The 18,810-nt window shown below is 72.7% G+C and carries 16 protein-coding genes and 1 pseudogene; 10 read left to right on the top strand and 7 right to left on the bottom strand.

All coding sequences use genetic code 11. The features are described from left to right. Positions 1 to 48 precede the first annotated feature (48 nt). A complete protein-coding gene (locus AB0947_RS00950; protein WP_366748150.1) occupies positions 49 to 1,011 on the top strand; it encodes an ABC transporter substrate-binding protein in 963 nt (320 codons plus the stop codon). Positions 1,012 to 1,100: 89 nt separating this feature from the next. Continuing rightward, positions 1,101 to 2,855: an aromatic amino acid lyase gene (locus tag AB0947_RS00945; RefSeq protein WP_366748149.1), complete on the top strand. Its 1,755-nt coding sequence runs from the start codon at positions 1,101 to 1,103 to the stop codon at positions 2,853 to 2,855. A 160-nt stretch (positions 2,856 to 3,015) separates the two neighbouring features. Here AB0947_RS00945 and AB0947_RS00940 read toward each other — a convergent pair whose 3' ends face one another. Then, positions 3,016 to 3,471, bottom strand: coding sequence for a tellurite resistance TerB family protein (locus AB0947_RS00940; RefSeq protein ID WP_030984917.1), 456 nt, complete (start codon positions 3,469 to 3,471; stop codon positions 3,016 to 3,018). A gap of 213 nt (positions 3,472 to 3,684) precedes the next feature. On the opposite strand from AB0947_RS00940, the gene AB0947_RS00935 reads away from it, so the two are divergent. Beyond that, positions 3,685 to 4,059 carry a metalloregulator ArsR/SmtB family transcription factor gene (locus AB0947_RS00935; RefSeq protein ID WP_366748148.1) on the top strand — a complete coding sequence of 125 codons (375 nt, stop codon included), beginning with the start codon at positions 3,685 to 3,687 and terminating at the stop codon, positions 4,057 to 4,059. Positions 4,060 to 4,302: 243 nt separating this feature from the next. Continuing rightward, positions 4,303 to 4,458: pseudogene (gene tatA, locus AB0947_RS00930) on the top strand (Sec-independent protein translocase subunit TatA); the annotation flags it as partial. Positions 4,459 to 4,501: 43 nt separating this feature from the next. Here the strand turns inward: tatA and AB0947_RS00925 are convergent. From AB0947_RS00925 to AB0947_RS00915, 3 genes are all read right to left on the bottom strand, one after another. Continuing rightward, complete coding sequence (locus tag AB0947_RS00925) at positions 4,502 to 5,503, bottom strand: sporulation protein (protein WP_366748147.1); 1,002 nt, start codon at positions 5,501 to 5,503, stop codon at positions 4,502 to 4,504. A 325-nt stretch (positions 5,504 to 5,828) separates the two neighbouring features. Continuing rightward, on the bottom strand, positions 5,829 to 6,278 hold the full coding sequence (locus AB0947_RS00920; protein WP_366748146.1) for a DUF6114 domain-containing protein: 450 nt from the start codon (positions 6,276 to 6,278) through the stop codon (positions 5,829 to 5,831). Positions 6,279 to 6,283: 5 nt separating this feature from the next. Next, positions 6,284 to 6,994 carry a DUF6230 family protein gene (locus tag AB0947_RS00915; RefSeq protein WP_366748145.1) on the bottom strand — a complete coding sequence of 237 codons (711 nt, stop codon included), beginning with the start codon at positions 6,992 to 6,994 and terminating at the stop codon, positions 6,284 to 6,286. 640 nt (positions 6,995 to 7,634) lie between these two features. Between AB0947_RS00915 and AB0947_RS00910 the strand changes: the two genes are divergently transcribed. Next, entirely contained in the window at positions 7,635 to 8,285 is a 651-nt protein-coding gene (locus tag AB0947_RS00910) for a Tat pathway signal sequence domain protein (RefSeq protein ID WP_366748144.1), read from the top strand. A gap of 18 nt (positions 8,286 to 8,303) precedes the next feature. On the opposite strand, the gene AB0947_RS00905 is transcribed toward AB0947_RS00910, so the two are convergent. Next, positions 8,304 to 9,278 carry a lytic polysaccharide monooxygenase gene (locus AB0947_RS00905; RefSeq protein ID WP_366748143.1) on the bottom strand — a complete coding sequence of 325 codons (975 nt, stop codon included), beginning with the start codon at positions 9,276 to 9,278 and terminating at the stop codon, positions 8,304 to 8,306. Between the two features lie 430 nt (positions 9,279 to 9,708). Between AB0947_RS00905 and AB0947_RS00900 the strand changes: the two genes are divergently transcribed. Both AB0947_RS00900 and AB0947_RS00895 read left to right on the top strand, forming a co-directional pair. Further along, positions 9,709 to 10,356, top strand: coding sequence for a ScbR family autoregulator-binding transcription factor (locus AB0947_RS00900; RefSeq protein WP_366748142.1), 648 nt, complete (start codon positions 9,709 to 9,711; stop codon positions 10,354 to 10,356). Positions 10,357 to 10,378: 22 nt separating this feature from the next. Next, positions 10,379 to 11,599: a damage-control phosphatase ARMT1 family protein gene (locus AB0947_RS00895; RefSeq protein WP_366748141.1), complete on the top strand. Its 1,221-nt coding sequence runs from the start codon at positions 10,379 to 10,381 to the stop codon at positions 11,597 to 11,599. Here AB0947_RS00895 and AB0947_RS00890 read toward each other — a convergent pair. Both AB0947_RS00890 and AB0947_RS00885 read right to left on the bottom strand, forming a co-directional pair. Further along, positions 11,576 to 12,841: a cytochrome P450 gene (locus AB0947_RS00890; protein ID WP_366748140.1), complete on the bottom strand. Its 1,266-nt coding sequence runs from the start codon at positions 12,839 to 12,841 to the stop codon at positions 11,576 to 11,578. The genes AB0947_RS00895 and AB0947_RS00890 overlap by 24 nt on opposite strands. Then, entirely contained in the window at positions 12,838 to 13,638 is an 801-nt protein-coding gene (locus tag AB0947_RS00885; protein WP_366748139.1) for an alpha/beta hydrolase, read from the bottom strand. The genes AB0947_RS00890 and AB0947_RS00885 overlap by 4 nt, the downstream gene beginning before the upstream one ends. A gap of 152 nt (positions 13,639 to 13,790) precedes the next feature. Here AB0947_RS00885 and cyc2 point away from each other — a divergent pair, with 152 nt between their 5' ends. From cyc2 to AB0947_RS00870, 3 genes are all read left to right on the top strand, one after another. After that, positions 13,791 to 15,944 (top strand): germacradienol/geosmin synthase Cyc2, encoded by a 2,154-nt coding sequence (cyc2, locus tag AB0947_RS00880; RefSeq protein ID WP_366748138.1) that lies wholly within the window; start codon positions 13,791 to 13,793, stop codon positions 15,942 to 15,944. A gap of 128 nt (positions 15,945 to 16,072) precedes the next feature. Beyond that, positions 16,073 to 17,947 (top strand): O-aminophenol oxidase PhsA, encoded by a 1,875-nt coding sequence (gene phsA, locus AB0947_RS00875; RefSeq protein ID WP_366748137.1) that lies wholly within the window; start codon positions 16,073 to 16,075, stop codon positions 17,945 to 17,947. Positions 17,948 to 18,082: 135 nt separating this feature from the next. Beyond that, on the top strand, positions 18,083 to 18,640 hold the full coding sequence (locus AB0947_RS00870; RefSeq protein WP_366748136.1) for a PDZ domain-containing protein: 558 nt from the start codon (positions 18,083 to 18,085) through the stop codon (positions 18,638 to 18,640). Positions 18,641 to 18,810 lie beyond the last annotated feature (170 nt).

Raw genomic sequence — 18,810 nt, 5'->3', positions numbered from 1 at the left:
GATCTGATGCCCTTGACTGACCGAGAACTGGCTGGATTGGATCAGCGCGTGACTTTTACGACCCACATCAGCAGGTCCATCCGGAGGAACCGAGGCGCGGCGGCGGTCGCCCTCGCGGCGGCTACGGCTCTGCTGGCGGGCTGTTCCTCCAACGACGGCACGTCCGACAACCCCCTGTCGGACAACAGCAAGGCCAGCGGCGACACCGTCGTCGTCGGATCCAACAACTTCCCCGAGAGCACCCTGCTCGCCGACATCTACGGCGAAGCACTCAAGGCCAAGGGGATCAAGGTCACGTACAAGCCGAACATCGGTAGCCGCGAGACGACCTACGGCCTGATCAAGAACGGCTCCATTTCGGTCCTGCCCGAGTACAACGGCGCACTGCTGGCCTACCTCGATCCGAAGGCCGCCCCGAAGACCCTCGCCGAGACCACGGACGCCATCAGCGCCAAGCTGGACTCCAAGCTCACGCTGCTCGACCCGGCGCCGGCGCAGGACAAGGACTCGATCACGGTCAACGCGGCCACCGCGAAGAAGTACCAGCTCACCGAGAAGTCCTCCATCGCCGACCTGAAGGACGTCGCCAAGGACCTGGTCATCGGCGCCTCGCCGGAGTTCCAGACCCGGCAGCAGGGCCTGGTGGGCCTGAAGTCCGTCTACGGCCTGGAGTTCAAGTCCTTCAAGGCGCTGGACGCGGGCGGCCCGCTCACGCTGGCGGCGCTGAAGAAGGACGCCGTGCAGGCGGCGGACATGTTCACCACGGACCCGAACATCTCCAAGGAGAAGTTCGTCGTCCTCCAGGACCCGAAGAACCTGTTCGGCTTCGAGAACGTCCAGCCGCTCGCCTACAAGGGCGCGCTGTCCAAGGAGGGCGTCGCCGCGCTCAACGCCGTCTCCGCCAAGCTCGACACCGCGACCCTGCTGAACCTGGACACCCAGGTGCAGGCCCAGAACAAGGACCCGCTGGACGTCGCCAAGGCGTGGCTGAAGTCGGCGGGACTGGGCTGAGTCCGGCGGGACTGGGCCGAGTCCGGCGGGGCTCGGCTGACCAGAACAGCAAGAACAACCGGAACGACCAGGAACTGTCAGGAACCACCGTGGACGTGACCACGCGGGTGCCCCCGCAGCCAGGGGACACCCGCGTCCCGCTCGACGGCGGCGGCCTCACCCTCCCCGCCCTGATCCGGCTCGCGGAGGGTGCGGCCGTACCCGTCGTCGACCCCGGCGCCCTGGAGCGGGTCCGCCGCGCCCACGGGACGGCCGACCGGCTCGCCGCCACGGGCCGCTGGTACGGCCGGGGCACCGGCGTCGGCGCGCACCGCTCGGTCGCCGTCGACCCGGCCGAGGAGACCGCCCACGGCCTGCGTCTGCTGCGCAGTCACGCCGGCGGGGCCGGTCCGCTGCTGCCGGCCCGCACGGTGCGCGCGATGCTCGCCATCCGCGCCAACCAGCTCCTGGCCGGCGGTTCCGGCATCCACCCGTCCTTCGTCACCGCCCTCACCGACGCCCTGCGCCTCGGCGTGCACCCGGCGGTCAACGAGTACGGAGGCGTGGGCACCGGCGACCTGACGGCGCTGGCCCAGACGGGCCTGACCCTCCTCGGCGAACGCCCGTGGCTGACGCCCGAGGACGCGCCGGGCTCACCGGCGGCGGTACCGGGCGGGGGCGTACTCAGCGAGGAACGGCCGCCTGCCGGTGCCGGTGCTCTCGGTGCCGTCGGTGCCCTGGGTGTGGGTGCCGTCGGTGCCGGTGCGGAGCAGGCGACCCTGGCAGCGGCGGACCTGACCGGGACGGTCGACGGTGCGCACGTCGGCGAGGCGCGTCCCCGGGGCGTGGGTGCGGGCGTCGGTGCGGGCACCGGCGACGGGGACCTGGCCGCCGGTGGACTGCCCGCTCCGGTCACGCTGCGGGCCGGGGACGCCCTGGCACTGCTCAGCAGCAACGCGCTGGCCCTCGCGCAGGCCGCCCTCGCCGGACACGGCACCGAGCTGCTGCTGCGGGCCACGCACGTGGTCGCGGCGCTGTCCCTCGCCGCCGTGTCGGGCTCGCCGGAGGCGTACGCGGCGCCGGTGCACGCCCTGCGGCCCTACCCCGGCCCGGCCCGTGCCGCCGCCGAGGTACGGCGTCTGCTCGGACTGCCCGACGACCCGGCGACGGGCGTGGGGAACGGACCTCCCGCAGCGGACCGGCGGATCCAGGACCCGTACGGATTCCGTGCGTTCCCGCAGGTGCACGGCGCCGCCCTCGACGCCTCGGCCGCGCTGCGCCGGATCGTCGAGACCGAGATCAACTGCCCCTCGGAGAACCCCGTCCTCACCCCCGAGGGCCACCTCTACCACCACGGCGGTTTCTTCGCCGCCCCCCTCGCGCTGGCGCTCGACGGCCTGAACCTCGCCCTGCTGAAGACCGCGCAGCTCTCCGCCGCACGACTCTCCGCGCTGAGCCGCCCCGACCTCACCGGCCTGCCCGCCTTCCTCGCCACCGGCCCGGCCGGCAGCTCCGGCACGATGATCCTGGAGTACACCGCCAACTCGGCGCTCGCCGAGCTGCGTGCCGGCGCCGCCGCGCCGGCCTCGGCCGGGCACGCCGTCCTCTCCCACGGCCTGGAGGAGGCCGCCGGCTTCGCCGGGCAGGCGGCCCGCCAGACGGAGCGGGCCCGCGCCGCCTACGCCACCGTCCTCGCCTGCGAACTGGTGTCCGCCGTCAGGGCCCTGCGTCTCCATCCGGAACCGCCGGCCCTCCCCGCTCTCACGCTCGCCGCCGCCGTGCTGCCCACCGGCCTGGAGGACCGCCCGCTGACCGGGGACATCGAGACGGCGACCGAACTGCTGCCGCGCCTCGCGGAGTTGTGAGCCCGGGGGCCGGAGCGGCAGGCGCCGGACTGGTCCGTGCTGGAGTAGCCGGTGCGGGAGTGGCCGGCACCGGAGTGGTGACCTCCGTTCGGCATGGGTGGGGACGAGGGCCCGTCCGAGGTCGTCGCACGTGCCCTCATCCCCGCGCCCTGCCCAGGGCTCAGAGGTCGAACTCGTGCGGCGGCAGGTCCAGCGCGTAGCACGCCTCGCGCACCACGGCCTGCTCGTCCTTGTCGAAGTCGCCGTCCGCGCCACCGATGACGATGCCGATCTGGATGACGGCCCGCGCCTCGGCGGGCTTCTTCTTCGCCTTGGCGATCTCCTGCAGCACGCTCACCTTGCCGAAGGCGAAGTCCGTCGTCAGCTTGTTCAGGTTCTCCTCGAAGCGCCGGCGGAGGTCGTCCGCCGGGAAGTTCTGCAACACCTCGTTGGTGGCGATGAGCTGAGCGACCCGCTGCCGCTCCGACGGATCCACCGTGCCGTCGGCGGCGGCCACCAACGCGCACATCGCCATGCTCGCATCGCGGAACGCGCCGCTCTTGAGGTCGTTCTTCTTCGCCACCAACTGCGTCTGCATCTGCGACGCCGAGTCCTTGATGCGGTCCCACAGGGCCATGCGTACTCCTCATATCGTCAGCCGGGTGCTTCCGGCAGCCCGACAGCAATTTCTACAGCAACGTAGAAACTAATGGAGCGACCGGGAAGTTCCACAGATCTACACTGTGTCCGCGAACACGGCGGACACAGCGGGCACACAGCGGGCGCACAGCGACGAGCCCGCGACGAACCCGCGACGAGCCCATGACGATCCCGGCGGAGGAAGGCGACAGTGGCGACAGCGCCCGGCACCGGCCACCAGGACCCCTCCGCCGAGGTGTTCGCCGAGGCGGCCGCCGCCTTCGGACTGCTCGCCTCGCCCGCCCGGCTGCACATCGTGTGGGCGCTGACCCAGGGCGAGAGTGACGTGACCGGCCTCGCCGAGCGGGTCGGCGGCGCCCTGCCCGCCGTGAGCCAGCACCTGACCAAGCTCAAACTCGCCGGCCTCGTCCGCTCCCGCCGCGAGGGCCGCCGCCAGGTGTACTTCGTCGACACAGCGGAACAGGCCGCCGTGGTCGACGTCGTCCACCGTGTCGTCGGCCGGCTCGTCGAGCGGGAGGCGCCCGCGCCCGCCACCGTCCCGGCCCGCCGGCTCCGCGGCCTCTGACCCCCGGGACGGCGCCGTCCTCCAGCCGTCGTCCAGCCGTCGCGCAGTCGTCCTCCAGGAGCCGCGACGCCCCGGACACCGGCCCACGCGGACCCACCGACGCCGAGCCCGCCGCCCGGCCCGCGCCACCGCCCGGACCCCGGGGTGGGTGCGCGTCTTCCCGTCCGGACCGGGTTGTACAGTTGCGCAACATGGCAAGCTTCGCCGCAAGGTGAGACAAGCGAGACAAAGAAGGGGGCTGTCATGCTCCGCAACGGACTTGAGCCCTGGCATTTGCTGATCGTCGCGGTCGTGTTCCTCCTGCTGTTCGGGTCCCGGAAGCTCCCCGACACCGCCCGTGCGCTGGGCAAGTCGATGCGCATCCTCAAGAGCGAGGCCAAGGCGATGAAGGAGGAGGACGGCACGCAGGGCTCCGCCGGCTGAGCGCCCCTTCCTGCTGTCCCTAGCCTTCGTCGCCTTCGTCGCCTTCTTCCTCCTCTCCCTCGAAGAAGTCCCCGATCTCGTCGACGGCCTCCGCGGCCACCATGCCGCCCACGACACCCACGGCGAGGCCGGCCGCGCCTGCGGCCACGGCCGTGCCCAGGCCCGGGCCGGAGCGGTGGCCGTCGGAGGAGTGGTGACCGGGCAGGTGCGCGCCGCCGTGGCCGTACGCCGCGTGGCTGTCGTAGGCGTCACGGTGCTCGGTCACCTGGCGGATCCACCCGTCCACCTCTCTCTGCCAGTCGAGGGACGGCGCGTCCTCGTGGCGCACGGTGAAACGGGTCAGGGCGTCGTGCCCCGACGACCACAGTCCGCCGCGCTTGTCCGCCTCCAGGACCACCTCCACGCCCAGCGGGGAGGCGAGGAAGGTCAGCTCGATCTCGTTCACCGCGTGCGCGTACTGCGGGGCGGGAGTCAGCTCGATCTCCTGGTAGAACGGCAACTGCTGGCCCGTGCCGCCGATGCGGCCGTACTCCAGGTCGGCCGAGCGGAAGCCGAAGCCCAGGGCGCCGAGGGCCTCCAGGACGGCTTCCTGCACGGGCAGGGGGCGGACGGCGAGCGGGTCCAGGTCGCCCTTGTCCCGGGCGCCGGCCACCGCGACCTCGGTGCGCACGCCCAGCACGATGCCGAGCGGCTGCCCGTGCAGTTCGGTCACCGGGGTCTCCCAGGGGAGCGGGACACTGAACGGAAGCTCGCGCTCCTCCTCTTCGCCGAGCCGGAAACCACCGCCGACGGTGAACCGCTCGAAGGCGACCGTGCCCTCGCTCTCGCCCTCCGCGTGCTCGGCCTCCACACAGGCGATCAGCTCCAGGCCGATGTGTTCGACCTCCACGGCCGTCGCGCCGCCCCGCAGCAGCACCCGGCCCGTCAGGGTGCCGCCGGGCAGCGCCGCGCCGCCGTCCAGCACCGTGTCCACGGAGGGGCCGCCGACCCCGATCGCGCCCAGCAGCCTCTTGAACACCATGCCGTAGCTCCTTCGTTCATCGCGTTACGGACGGCACTCCACCGCCGTCCGACTGCCCGATGAACTCCCGGCACGGGCAAAGTAGTTCCCAAGTCACCTGTTCGGGTGATCCCGGCGGATGATCCGCCCGGTCCGGTCGCGTCCGCTCCGGGCAGGGCCTGTTCCCGCCCCCTGGGTTACCGACTTCCGGAGCGTGCCAGGGCCCCTGGGCCACCGACGCCCGGAGCGCGCCAGGGCCCCGGCGTCACCGGCTCCCGGCGCGCCAGGATCCCTGCGGCACGGAGGCGTCGGCGACGACAGGACGGGGGCATGCCCAGGCCCCGGTTCAGGCCGTGCCCGCACTCTCCGACGTCAGGGCGTGGGCCTCGGCCCGCTCCTGCTTGCGCCGTTTGCGGCGGCTGACGGGTGGCTCCTGGTCCGGGAGCCAGCCGAAGGCGAGGCAGCTGCCGACGGCGCCGAGGAGCAGGCCGATGAAGAAACCGCCCAGGTTGGAGGTGAGCCAGCTGCCCAGGGAGAGCAGGATGCCGGTGATGGAGTAGAAGAGCCGCTGGGAGGGGTTGAAGAGGATCAGCAGGCCCAGCAGCACCATGAGGGTCGGCAGCAGGTACCCCGCCAGGCCCTGCATGCCGATGTGCAGCACGACCTTCAGCGAGGCTTTCTCGGTGAGCAGGATCTCGCCGCCGCCGAGGGCGAGCAGCAGCCCGCCCCAGAACGGCCGGCGGGCCCGCCATCCGCGGAAGGCGATCCTGGGTCCCAGCCGTGGACGGTCCGGCACGGCGATCAGCAACCCGAGTCGCTGAAGCGCAGCTTGAGACCCGGCAGTTTGAACACGCCGGCGGTCGTGGCGTAGTTGGTCTGCCGCAGATGGGCGATCCGCACGGTGTCGGCCTGCTGGCTGAAGACGCCGATCGGGCCCTTCACGCCCGCCTTGGTCAGCGTGCTGGCGTCGTTGCCGATCTCGATGTTGTTGAACGCCGCGTCACCCGACAGCTCGGTGGAGTCGGTGGTCAGGTCGGTGGCGCTGACCTTCTCGGCCCCGCCGCCCGCGGTGATCAGCAGGTTGGTGCCGCCCAGGTCGACGCTCTGGCACAGCTTGGTGAGGGTGGCGTGCTTGATCGCGGAGGTGATGACGAGCACCTGGCCGCCGGTGTCCCCGGCGTTGGGGCTGCCGTCCGCCATGTTGTCGAGCCCGCCGAACTGCTCGAACCCGGTGCCGTTGAGTTCCGTGGCGGTGACCGTGAACGGCATGCCGGAGATGGCGAACTGCACACCCAGCGCTCCCTGCGCGGTGAGGACCGCGAGGCCGGCGGCGACCAGGGTCGCGGGCACCGCCATCACGGCGGCCCGGCGGGCGCGGACACGGCCGCGCCTCTCGCCGGCGGTGGCCCCGGCGGCGTTCCGGGTTTCGGGCGGAGTGTCGCTTCCCGGGGTGTCGCTTCCCGGGATGTCGGGGGTGTTGCCGGCGGACGGGACGTCCGGGGACGAGGCCATGTCTGCTCCCATGGGCGCGGATCAGTGCGGGTTGGGCTTCAGTGGCGCGGTGTCCTGGCGCGGACAGCGGATGCCGCGCACGCCTCCTCGCAACTCCCGGCGGGCGCAAGGGCTTTCTCGTTACGCGGCAGTAGCCTCCGAGGAAGTTACCGCCGGTTACATTCAAGGGTCAAGGGAGTTGTGAAAAAAGGGTGTCGGATGTGCACGGACGGCAACCGGCCTGGGTCAACTGGCTTTCAACCACTTGACCCTGACGGTTAATCAGGTCTACAACTTCCCCTGTTTCCACGGATCCGTGGCGCCGGATCCCGCAAGCGGCACCCGTCGCGTCAGGCGTGGTACCCACCGCGTCCCTCATGCGGCACCGGCCGCGTTCCCGGCCCTGTCACGGCAACCGCTCCACCTCGCAGCGCGGCTCCGGCACGGTCCTTTCCTCCTTCTCTCCGTGCCGTGCCGCCCCTGTGCCCGGCCCGGCCGGAGGTCTTCCCCCGAGGCCTCCGACCGGTGCCCGGTGTGCCGCCGTCGCGGGTCCGCCGCGTACGGAGAAGGCGTGACGGCCCCGCGCCGGCGGCATCCGCACCGATCTCCACCCCCCACCTCACCTCATCTGTCCCCCCACCTCTGGAAGAGAGGCACCCGCATGCGTACGCGCTCCCTCCTCGCCCTTACCGGCACCGCCACGGCGCTCGCCCTCGCGTGGGCCACCCCGGCCTCCGCGGCCGGCACGGTCCTCACCACCGGCAGCACCGGCGGCACCGCGGTCGCCGTCGGCGACACGCTCACCGCGCCGCTGGCCTCCGGCACCTCCGCCACCTTCTACTCCAGTGCGACCGGCACCAGCGGGATCAAGTGCACCGGCTCGCAGTTCACCGCCAAGGTCACCGGCAACCCGACCGCACCGGGCACGGCCACCGAGTCCGTCACCGCGCACACCTTCGACAGCAGCACCTGCACCAGCAACGTCACCGGTGTCCTCGGCGTCAACGGCGTCACCATCAACAACCTGCCGTACTCGGCGACGATCACCTCGAGCGGCGCCCTCACCGTCTCGCCCGCGAGCGGCTCCGTCATCCAGGCCACCGTCCAGCTGCGCACCCTGCTGGGCAGCGTGACCTGCGTGTACCAGGCGCCCGGCCTGTCCGGCAAGGCCGACAACGCCGACAGCAGCATCACCTTCACCAACCAGCAGTTCACCAAGACGTCCGGCTCGTCGCTGTGCTTCGCCAACGGCTACTTCACGGCGAAGTACGCACCCGTCACCGACGCGGGAGCCCGGGTCTACGTCAACTGACCGACCGGATCGCCTGCTTCAGCGCCGTCGTGGACGGCGCAGCCGCAGAGCGAGGGCGGCGCCCCCGGTGAGCAGCAGCACCGCGGTGGCGCCGCCCGCCAGCAGGGGCGCCGAGGGGCCCGGGCCGCCGCTCCTGGTCCCCGCGACCGGGGCCCCGTCGCCGACGGCGGTCTCGGCCTTCTCCTCACCGTGGGCGGATCCCGCGGCCGAACCGGCCGCCGGTGAACCCGGCTCCGGGGAAGTCGGCGCGGCGGAAGAAGCCGACGCGGCCGAGGAAGCCGGCGCGGCCCCTGAACCAGCCGTCGGTGCGGGCCGGGTGGACCCCGCCGCCCCGGCGGCTTTCCCGCGCCGCGGGAAGACCACGTCGGAGCACGCGTAGTACGTGTCCGGCGTACTGCTGTTCTGCCAGATCGTGTAGAGCACCTGACGCCCCGTCCGGTCCGCCGGGAGTGTCGCGTTCACGCGGTACGCCCCGCCCCGCAGCGGCGGGTCCGTGACCTCGGCGAAGGGGCGCGCGGGCAGGTCGGACCAGGTCAGCGGCCGTGAGGGGTCGTAGCCCTGCTTGGTCAGGTACAACGTGAACGTGCCCGTGTGCGCGATGGTCGACGCGTAGGTCAGCGTCAGGCGGCCGCCGGGCGCCAGCCGCGTCGCCGGCCAGTCCCGCCGGGCCAGGTCCAGCCCCCGGTACGCCGGCAGGTTTCCGCTGCACAGTCTGCCGTCCGGGATCACCTGCCGGTCGCGGCCCGCCACCCCCGCCACCCGCAGGTTGTCCCAGGCGGTGAACGGACCGCCGTTCGCCGCGATCGCCGCGCGGCAGGCCGGCGTCCGGGTGGCGCCCCCCTCGGGGGAGCAGGCGTAGACCCGGCTGACCGGGTCCGTGGGGGCTCCGTGCGCCTGGGCGGGTCCTGCCACCCACGGCAGGAGCAGGAGCGGCGCCGTCGCGGCGGCCGTCCTGACGCTCAGGCGGGCGGTCGTCCGGGTCGTCCGATGCATCCGGGCGTCTCCTCGGCGGGCGCGGGAACGGGTTCGCGCAGTCCAGTACGGCCCCGCCGGCCGCCGCGTTCAGCCGGTCCGGCGCACCCGCGTGCGGGGGGCGCGAAAGCACCGACCGGTTCGGCTGTTTTGCGCCTGCTTCCACACCCCATTGAGGAGTCGGGCGTCCGCCTCGTATCGTGGCGATCATGGGGCGGCACCCGTCACCCCGGGGCTGCCGGACACCGGCCGGCGACGAAGGGGAAACCATGACGTCTCGCCCGTTGAAGAGGTGCGGAGCAGCCGGCCGGCGTCGAGCGGGGCGATGACGCGTGGCCTGCCGCGCGCGTGGTCCGCCGGACTCCCGTTGCCGCACGGTGAGTTATCGTATGCAACGAGTCATAAACAAACCGCATGTCCTGTTCTTTTATGCGCGAGGAGGGGGTCCAGGATGCCAAGGCAGTTACGTGCCGAACAGACCCGGGCGACGATCATCACGGCCGCCGCCGACCTGATCGACCGGCACGGGTACGAGTCCACCAGCCTGAGCGACATCGTCGCACACGCGAAGGTCACCAAGGGCGCCCTGTACTTCCACTTCGCCGCCAAGGAGGACCTCGCCCACGCCATCCTGGAACTCCAGGCCAAGGCCGCGCGGCAGCTCGTCGCCGACGTCGAGAACCGCGGCTGCTCCTCGCTGGAGGCCCTGATGCGCACCACGTTCGGGATCGCCCGGCTCGCCGTGGAGGACCCGGTGCCGCGCGCCGGGCTCCGCCTGGCCACCGCGGACATCGCCGTACGGCCGCCGCTGCGGCACCCGTTCACCGAGTGGCTCGAATTCGCCACCCGCAAGGTCACCGGAGCCGTCCGGGAAGCCGACGTGCACGGTGACCTCGACGTCGGCGTCGTCGCCCACTCCCTCGTCTGCTTCTTCATCGGCACCCGGGTCGCGGGCCGCTCGCTGGAACCGGTCGGACGGCTGCCGCGCAGGGTCGCCGAGATGTGGCACCTCATGATCCGCGGACTCGTCCCGGTGCACCGCCGCCCCCGCTACGTCACCCTCGCCACGCAGCTCGAGCGGGAGATCCGCACCGCCTGACGCCCGCGATACGGTGACGGACATGCCCGACATCCCCTTCGCACCCGTGATCCTCGGCGACGAACCCGGTTCGTTCCCGCACAGCGTGCTGGCCGAACGGCACCCCGCGATCATCCGGCAGGTACGGGACGCCTTCCCGTACGGCCCCGGGCAGCACACCGCGCTGGACGAGCTGCTGAAGAGCTGCACCGAGGGGACCGTCGAACCGCTTCCCGCCGACGCCCCGGACCGGGACCGGTGGCACGACTGGGGCCTCGCCGAGCACGTCGGGCGGTCCTGGTACGACGTGCCCTGGCTGTGGGCCGAGAGCTACTTCTACCGCCGGCTGCTGGACGCCGTCGGCTGGTTCGGGCCGGGCGCCTGGCAGGGCATCGACCCCTTCCGCCCCTTCAAACGCGCCGAGCTCGACGCCCCGGAGACCGACGAGGAACTGGCCGCCCTGGACGGCCTGTGGGACCTGCCGCGGGAGGAGCGGGCCCGCGCCCTGCTGCACGGCTCGCTGTGGGGCAACCGCGCCGACCTCGGCTTCCGGCTCTCCGCCGCGGCCGCACACGCCGGGGAACCCGCCCCCGCGCTGGTCGCCGACGACAGCGAGACCCTGTGGTCGCTGCTGCCGCCCGCCGGGACCGGCACGCTCGTGCTCGTCGCGGACAACGCGGGCCGCGAACTGGTCCCCGACCTCCTGCTGATCGCCCACCTCCTCGCCGAGGGCCGGACCGCGCGGGCGGTGTTGCACGTCAAGCCGTACCCGTACTACGTCTCCGACGCCACCACCGCCGACGTCGTCGACGCGCTGCACCGGCTGCGCGCGGCCCACGGAACGGCCGCCGAGTACGGGCGCCTGCTCTGGTCGGCCATGGCCGACGGGCGGCTCACCGTGCGCGCCCACCCGTTCTCCTGCGCCCCGCTGCCGTACGCGGCGATGCCGGACGACCTGCGCGCCGAGTTCGCCGCGGCCACGCTGACCATCGTCAAGGGCGACCTCAACTACCGCCGTCTGGTGGGCGACCGGCTCTGGCCGCCCACCACGCCCTTCCGGGAGGCGACCGCGTACTTCCCCGGCCCGGTCGCCGCCCTGCGCACCCTCAAGTCCGACGTGATCACCGGCCTGTCCGCGACGACCGAGGCCGGCCTGGTGGCGGCCGAGGGGCAGAGCTGGCGGACCAGTGGCACGCACGCGCTGATCCAGACCGACCCCAAGGACGGCGGGAAGGACACCTCAGGTGACACGCAGCGGCAGTGACTTGATGCCGTTGATGAAGTTCGACACCAGCCGTCCGGGCGGCCCGGCCGGACGCGGCGGCCGGGGCAGGACGCGCAGCACCTCCTCGTGCAGCAGCCGCAGTTGCAGCCGGGCGAAGTGAGCGCCCAGGCACACGTGCGGGCCGTCCCCGAAGGAGACGTGCGGATTGGGGGAGCGGGTGAGATCGAGCCGGTCGGGAGCGGTGAACACGCGCTCGTCGCGGTTGGCCGAGGCGTGGAACACCACGACCTTGTCGCCCGCCCGGATCGCGCGCCCCGCCAGCTCGGTGTCCCGCACGGCCGTCCGGCGGAAGGTCAGCACGGGCGGATGCCAGCGCAGCAGCTCGTCGACGGCGGACGCCACGGCCACCTGCCCGGCGCGCAGCGGCTCGTACGCCTCCGGGTGCTCCGCCAGCGCCAGCAGCCCGCCCGGGGCCGCGGCGCGCACGGTGTCGTTGCCCGCCACGGTGAGCAGGAAGAAGAACATCTCCAGTTCGGCACCGGCGAGTTCGGCGTCGTGGGCGAGCGTCGTCATGACGTCGTCCGCGGGATACCGCCTCTTGTACGCGGCCAGCTGTCCGGCGTAGGCGAACATGTCCGCCAGCACCGCCGGTGACCGCGGGTTCACCGGTCTGCCGTCCCCGTCCAGCACCGGCGGACCGGCCTCGTCCGGGTCCTGGTAGCCGATGACCCGCCGCGTCCAGCGCAGCAGCAGCCGCCGGTCGCCCGCCGGGACGCCCAGCAGGTCCGCCAGGTTCAGCAGGGCGTACTCGTCGGTGACGGCGGACACCAGGTCCACCGTGCCGTCCCCCGCCCGCGCCGCCTCCACGGCGCCCGCGAGCAGCGTGCGCGCCCGCTCCCGGGCGACCGCCGCGAACCGGTCCACGCGTCCCGGCGTGAAGGCGCGGCTCACCAGCCGCCGCAGCCGCCCGTGCCCCGGCGGGTCCTGGTTGAGCATCATCCGCCGGATGAACGGCAGGTCCTCCGGGTCCGGGTCACGGATCTGGGTCGCGCCGACGTACGACGAGTACGTCCCCGCGTCCTTCAGCACGCGCACGACGTCCGCGTGCCGGGTCACCGCCCAGAACCCGGGCCCGGCCGGCCAGCCCAGCACCTCCGGTTCCTCCTGCCAGGCCACCGGATGGTGGTCGCGCAGCACGCGGTAGTCGCCGTAGGGCACCCCGGCGGCGTACCGGCGCGGATCGAAGACGTCCGGGACCGGCGGCGCCTCCCGCGCGCTCACGCCACCCCGCCCGCCCCGGTGCCGCCCGGGCCGTCGGCCCGCAGGAAGTCCTCGACGGCACGGACCAGGTCCAGCGGTGTCTCGTCCATCGCGTAGTGACCGGCGCCCGGCAGCAGGGCCAGCTCCGCGCGCGGGTACCAGGCCAGCCAGGTCTGCCGCATGACCTCCGGGGACAGCGCCGGGTCCAGCGCGCCGGCCACGGCCAGCGCCGGCACCTCGCTGTCCACGACGTCGGCGGTGAAGTCCTCGCCCGCCCACGAGTCCAGCCAGGCCCGGAACGCCTTCGGGTCGCTGCGCTCCAGCGAGCGGGCGACCATCCGGTCCAGCCAGGCGGCGGGCCGCCGGCCACCGGTGGTGAGGTCGATGATCGCGCGCCGGTTCTCCGCCCGGTGCGCCGCGTCCCTGAACAGCGCCGCCTGCTCCCCGGCCAGCGGCATTCCGGACGCGGGCACGGGGGACACCCCGGCGATCCGGCGCAGCCGGTGCGGGGCGACGGCGAGCAGCCGCTGCGCCACCGCGCCGCCCATCGAGTGCCCGACCACCGAGAACCGCTCCCAGCCGAGCCGGTCCGCCAGCTCCACGAGGTCCACGGCCGCCTCGGCCGTCGTGTACGAGCCCGTCGCGTCCCGGGCCTCGCCGTAACCCCGCAGGTCCACCAGCGCGTAGCTGAAGGAGGTGCGGTCCAGGTCCGGCAGGACGGCCGCGTAGGCGGACCGGTCGGCGAACCAGCCGTGCACGGCGAACACCTTGTGGGCGCCGTCGCCGTGCACCTCATGGGGCAGCACGAAGGAGGTCATGCGCCTACCGTGGCCCGCGCGCGCGGACACGGCAAGGGACCCAACGCCACAACCGCCCACCGGAGTTCCAGGTTTTCCGAGCGGTTCACGCGATGGTGTGATCATGTGCCGCCGGGCGGATGGGCGTCCGGGGCCACGGGTAGGGCCCGGCCATGACGCAGCCGTTCGAACTCCCGCACTTCTACATGCCGTATCCCGCGCGGCTCAACCCGCACCTGGACGAGGCCCGGGCCCACTCCACCCGCTGGGCACGCGACATGGGCATGCTGGAAGGCTCCGGGATCTGGGAACAGGCCGACCTGGAGGCGCACGACTACGGCCTCCTGTGCGCCTACACCCATCCCGACTGCGACGGACCCGCCCTCTCACTGATCACCGACTGGTACGTGTGGGTGTTCTTCTTCGACGACCACTTCCTGGACATGTACAAGCGCACCCAGGACCGGGCCGCCGGCAAGGCCCACCTGGACCGCCTGCCGCTGTTCATGCCGCTTGACCCCGGCGCCCCCGTGCCGGAGCCGGAGAACCCGGTGGAGGCCGGCCTGAAGGACCTGTGGGCGCGGACGGTGCCGTCGATGTCCGTGGACTGGCGCCGCCGCTTCTCCGTCGCCACCGAGCACCTGCTCAACGAGTCGATGTGGGAACTGTCCAACATCAACGAGGGGCGCGTCGCCAACCCCGTCGAGTACATCGAGATGCGCCGCAAGGTCGGCGGCGCCCCCTGGTCGGCGGGGCTCGTGGAGTACGCGACCGCGGAGGTGCCCGCCGCCGTCGCCGGCACCCGGCCGCTGCGGGTCCTCATGGAGACCTTCTCCGACGCCGTCCACCTGCGCAACGACCTGTTCTCCTACCAGCGCGAGGTCGAGGACGAGGGCGAGAACAGCAACGGCGTGCTGGTCCTGGAGAAGTTCTTCGGCTGCACCACCCAGGAGGCCGCCGACACCGTCAACGACGTCCTCACCTCACGGCTGCACCAGTTTGAGCACACCGCGCTCACCGAGGTCCCCGCCGTCGCCCTGGAGAAGGGCCTCACGCCCGCCGAGGCCGCCGCGGTCGCCGCCTACACCAAGGGACTCCAGGACTGGCAGTCCGGCGGCCACGAATGGCACATGCGCTCCAGCCGCTACATGAACAAGGGCGCGCGCCCCAGCTCGCCCTGGCAGGCGCCGAACGGCCCCGGCACCTCCGCCGCCGACGTCGGCGCACTGCTCGCCTCGGCCGCGCAGGACCGGCTGCGCGCCTACTCCCACGTGCCCCACCAGAAGGTCGGCCCGTCCCGCATCCCCGACCTCTACATGCCCTTCGAGCTCCAGCTCAGCCCCCACCTGGACCAGGCCCGCGGCAACCTCGTCGACTGGTGCCACGGGATGGGCATCCTCCAGGAGGGCGTCTGGGACGAGGACAAGCTCGCCGCCTACGACCTCGCGCTGTGCTCCGCCGGGCTGGACCCGGACGCCACCCCCGAGGCCCTCGACCTCAGCGCGCAGTGGCTCGCCTGGGGCACCTACGGCGACGACTACTACCCCCTGGTGTACGGCCACCGCCGGGACCTCGCCGCCGCCCGGCTGACCACGGCCCGCCTCTCGCAGTGCATGCCGGTGGAGGGCGCGCCGACGGTCGTTCCCGCCGACGCCATGGAACGCGCGCTGATCGACCTGTGGACCCGCACCACGGCCGGGATGACCGCCGACCAGCGGCGCACCCTCAAGACGTCCGTGGACAAGATGACCGAGAGCTGGGTCTGGGAACTCTCCAACCAGCTGCAGAACCGCATCCCCGACCCGGTCGACTACCTGGAGATGCGGCGCTCCACCTTCGGCTCGGACCTCACCCTGAGCATGTGCCGGATGGGCCACGGCCCGGCGATCCCCGCCGAGGTCTACGCCAGCGGTCCGGTGCGCTCCCTGGAGAACGCCGCCATCGACTACGCCTGTCTCCTCAACGACGTCTTCTCGTACCAGAAGGAGATCGAGTACGAGGGCGAGATCCACAACTCGATCCTGGTCGTGCAGAACTTCTTCGGCGTGGACTATCCGGCCGCGCTCGGCGTCGTCCACGACCTGATGACCCAGCGCATGCAGCAGTTCGAGCACGTGACCGCCCACGAACTCCCGGTGCTGTACGACGACTTCGAGCTGTCGGCCGAGGCCCGGACGCTCATGGACGCCTATGTGCAGGACCTGCGGAACTGGCTGTCCGGGATTCTCAACTGGCACCGGGAGGTCGACCGGTACAAGGCCGCATGGCTCGGCCGCCGAGCCCACGGCTTCCTGCCCGGCCGCGCACCCGTCCTGTCACTCGGCTGACGGTCGCTGGGCCGACGTCGCCGAATCTCCGCGTACGGAATAGGGCATTCAGGGAACTTCGGTCAGTCCTCGGGAGTCTTGGGGAGTAAGGGGAACAACAGAGCCAGAACACACGGGGGTGTTCGACCTTGACCGAGACCATCGAGAGGCTCACCGTACGGGCCACGGGCGAGCAGGCACCGGCGGGCCGCCAACTGACGCCGTACATGGCGCCGTTGACCGTCCCGCCGGTCCTGCGGCCCGCAGCGGACGACGTCCTGCGCGAGACCGAGATCGCCCTGCGCCCGACCTGGGTGCGCCTGCACCCGCAACTGCCGCCGACCCTGATGTGGGGCTACGACGGACACGTGCCGGGCCCGACCATCGAGGTGCGCCGGGGACAGCGCGTCCGCATCGCCTGGACCAACCGCATCCCCAAGGACGGCGAGCACCCGGTCACCTCGGTGGAGGTGCCGCTGCGCACGGACGGCCGCCCGCAGGCCACCACCGAGCCCGGCCGCGAGGGCGCCGAGCCGAACAAGGACGTCGCCGCCCTGCCCGCCTGGTCGGTGACCCATCTGCACGGCGCGCAGACCGGCGGCGGCAACGACGGCTGGGCGGACAACGCCGTCGGCCACGGCGACGCCCAGCTGTCGGAGTACCCGAACGACCACCAGGCGGTGCAGTGGTGGTACCACGACCACGCCATGAACATCACCCGGTGGAACGTGATGGCGGGCCTGTACGGCACCTACCTCGTCCGCGACGACGAGGAGGACGCCCTGCGCCTGCCGTCCGGCGAGCGGGAGATCCCGCTCCTCGTCGCCGACCGCAACCTCGACACCGACGAGGACGGCCGCCTCAACGGCCGGCTCCTGCACAAGACGGTGATCGTCCAGCAGCGCAACCCGGAGACGGGCAAGCCGGTCTCCCTCCCCTTCACCGGCCCGTACACCACGGTCAACGGCCGCATCTGGCCGTACGCCGACGTGGACCCGGCGTGGCACCGGTTCCGGCTGGTCAACGCCTCCAACGCGCGCATCTTCGAACTGGTCCTCATCGACGAGGACGACCAGCCGGTGCCGGGGATCGTCCACCAGATCGGCAGCGACGGCGGACTGCTGCCGCGCCCGGTGCCGGTCGACTTCGACGCGGAGCTGCCGGCCCTGACCGCCGCGCCGGCCGAGCGGTTCGACCTGCTGGTGGACTTCCGCGGACTCGAGGGCCGCACCCTGCGCCTGGTGAACAAGGGCCCGAACCAGCCGGCGGGGGTGCCCGACCCGGCCGGGGACGTGCCCTGTCCCGCCGTGCTGGAGTTCCGGGTCCGGGAGGGCTGCGCCGAGGACACCTTCGAACTGCCCGAGGTGCTCTCCGGCTCCTTCCGCCGCCTCACCCACGACACCCCGCACGGCCACCGGCTCGTGCTGCTCACCCCGCCCGCCACCAAGGGGGCCGGCGGCCACCCCGAGATCTGGGAGATGACCGAGGCCGAGGACCCGGGCGGCCTGACGTTCCCGGCCGAGGGCATCGTCCAGGTCACCGGACCCGACGGCACCACCAGGACGTACCGGCGCACCGCGCGGACGTTCAACGACGGGCTCGGCTTCACGATCGGCGAGGGCAGCCACGAGCAGTGGAGCTTCCTCAACCTCGCGCCCATCGTGCACCCCATGCACATCCACCTGGCCGACTTCCAGCTGCTGGGCCGGGACGCGTACGACGTCTCCGGCTTCGACCCGGCGGTGGGCGGCACCCGCACGCCGATCCGGTACGACGCCGGCCGGGAGATACCGCTCGCGCCCAACGAACGGGGCCTCAAGGACGTCTTCCGGGTGCCGGGCGACCAGATGCTGCGGGTCATGGGCCGCTTCGACGGCGCGTACGGCCGGTTCATGTACCACTGCCACCTGCTGGAGCACGAGGACATGGGCATGATGCGGCCCTTCGTCGTCATGCCGCCCGAGGCCCTGAAGTTCGACCACGGCGGGGCGCACGGCGGCCACGGCGAGGGCCACACGGGCTGAGCGGACGGGCCGGAAGGGTGCGCCGCACACGAGGCCCTAGTACTACCCGCCGTCACCCTCCGCGCAGTCTCACCCTTTCGTGTCTCGTCACGGCCCGCCGCCCCGGGTAGAGCACCAGCCGGAGGCGAGCGAACCATGGAACAGACTGTGTTGCGTCCCAAGCCCATGCCCGGTCAGGACCGGCGGGAGGCCGACACCCCGGACCCCGCCCGTCACCCGCACGCCGCGCCCCGGCGCGGACGGCGGCTGCGGACCCTGCTGTGCGGCCTGTGCGCCGCAATCGTGCTGGTGCTCTGCGGCGTCGGCGTCGGCACGGTCGGCGCCACGGTGATCGGCGTGAGCAGACTCGCCGAGCTGCGGCACCAGGCCCCGCCGCCCGCACCGGCGCCCCCGGCCAGGGCCACGCCCACGCCCGCCGCCGCCGCGCCCGGGGTCGCCCTGGGCGTGGAGGCCGTCGACGCGCAGGAGGTGGGCGCCCTGGTCGTGGGCGTGCACGTGCCCGGCCCCGGCTACGCGGCGGGCCTGGTCCGCGGGGACGTCGTGCTCCAGTGGGGCGAGGCCCGGGTGGACTCCGCCGCCGACCTGGCCCGGGCCGTGCGGCGGGCCCGCCCCGGCAAGGCGGTGCTCCTCACCGTGCGCCACGCGAGCGGGGCCTACCAGCAGTTGGCGGTGACCCCAGGGGTGGTGGTCTGACCCGGTCCCGCCCCACCACCGCCGCGGAACGGCGGTCACCCCGGGAAACCCCCTGGTCACCATCCGTCCCCCAGGTCATCATGGACCCATGCCGAGTGCCCTCTCGACGTACTGCCGGACGCCGGTCCGCGGGACCGGCTCGCGTGGGTCCGTGCGGGCGGGCAGGATGC

This window comes from Streptomyces sp. NPDC047841 (assembly GCF_040704085.1).
In the GTDB taxonomy this organism is placed as follows: domain Bacteria; phylum Actinomycetota; class Actinomycetes; order Streptomycetales; family Streptomycetaceae; genus Streptomyces; species Streptomyces argyrophylli.
Note: the sequence above shows the minus strand (reverse complement) of the source record. Positions and strands in the feature narration are given on the sequence as shown.

What these genes read in the sequence shown, in the direction of transcription:
- AB0947_RS00900 (WP_366748142.1), top strand. Translation starts at nt 9,709, where the DNA reads ATGCCAAGGCAGTTACGTGCCGAACAGACCCGGGCGACGATCATCACG.
- AB0947_RS00925 (WP_366748147.1), bottom strand. Translation starts at nt 5,503, where the DNA reads ATGGTGTTCAAGAGGCTGCTGGGCGCGATCGGGGTCGGCGGCCCCTCC.
- AB0947_RS00895 (WP_366748141.1), top strand. Translation starts at nt 10,379, where the DNA reads ATGCCCGACATCCCCTTCGCACCCGTGATCCTCGGCGACGAACCCGGT.
- AB0947_RS00885 (WP_366748139.1), bottom strand. Translation starts at nt 13,638, where the DNA reads ATGACCTCCTTCGTGCTGCCCCATGAGGTGCACGGCGACGGCGCCCAC.
- AB0947_RS00870 (WP_366748136.1), top strand. Translation starts at nt 18,083, where the DNA reads ATGGAACAGACTGTGTTGCGTCCCAAGCCCATGCCCGGTCAGGACCGG.
- AB0947_RS00940 (WP_030984917.1), bottom strand. Translation starts at nt 3,471, where the DNA reads ATGGCCCTGTGGGACCGCATCAAGGACTCGGCGTCGCAGATGCAGACG.
- AB0947_RS00910 (WP_366748144.1), top strand. Translation starts at nt 7,635, where the DNA reads ATGCGTACGCGCTCCCTCCTCGCCCTTACCGGCACCGCCACGGCGCTC.
- cyc2 (WP_366748138.1), top strand. Translation starts at nt 13,791, where the DNA reads ATGACGCAGCCGTTCGAACTCCCGCACTTCTACATGCCGTATCCCGCG.
- AB0947_RS00905 (WP_366748143.1), bottom strand. Translation starts at nt 9,278, where the DNA reads ATGCATCGGACGACCCGGACGACCGCCCGCCTGAGCGTCAGGACGGCC.
- AB0947_RS00915 (WP_366748145.1), bottom strand. Translation starts at nt 6,994, where the DNA reads ATGGCCTCGTCCCCGGACGTCCCGTCCGCCGGCAACACCCCCGACATC.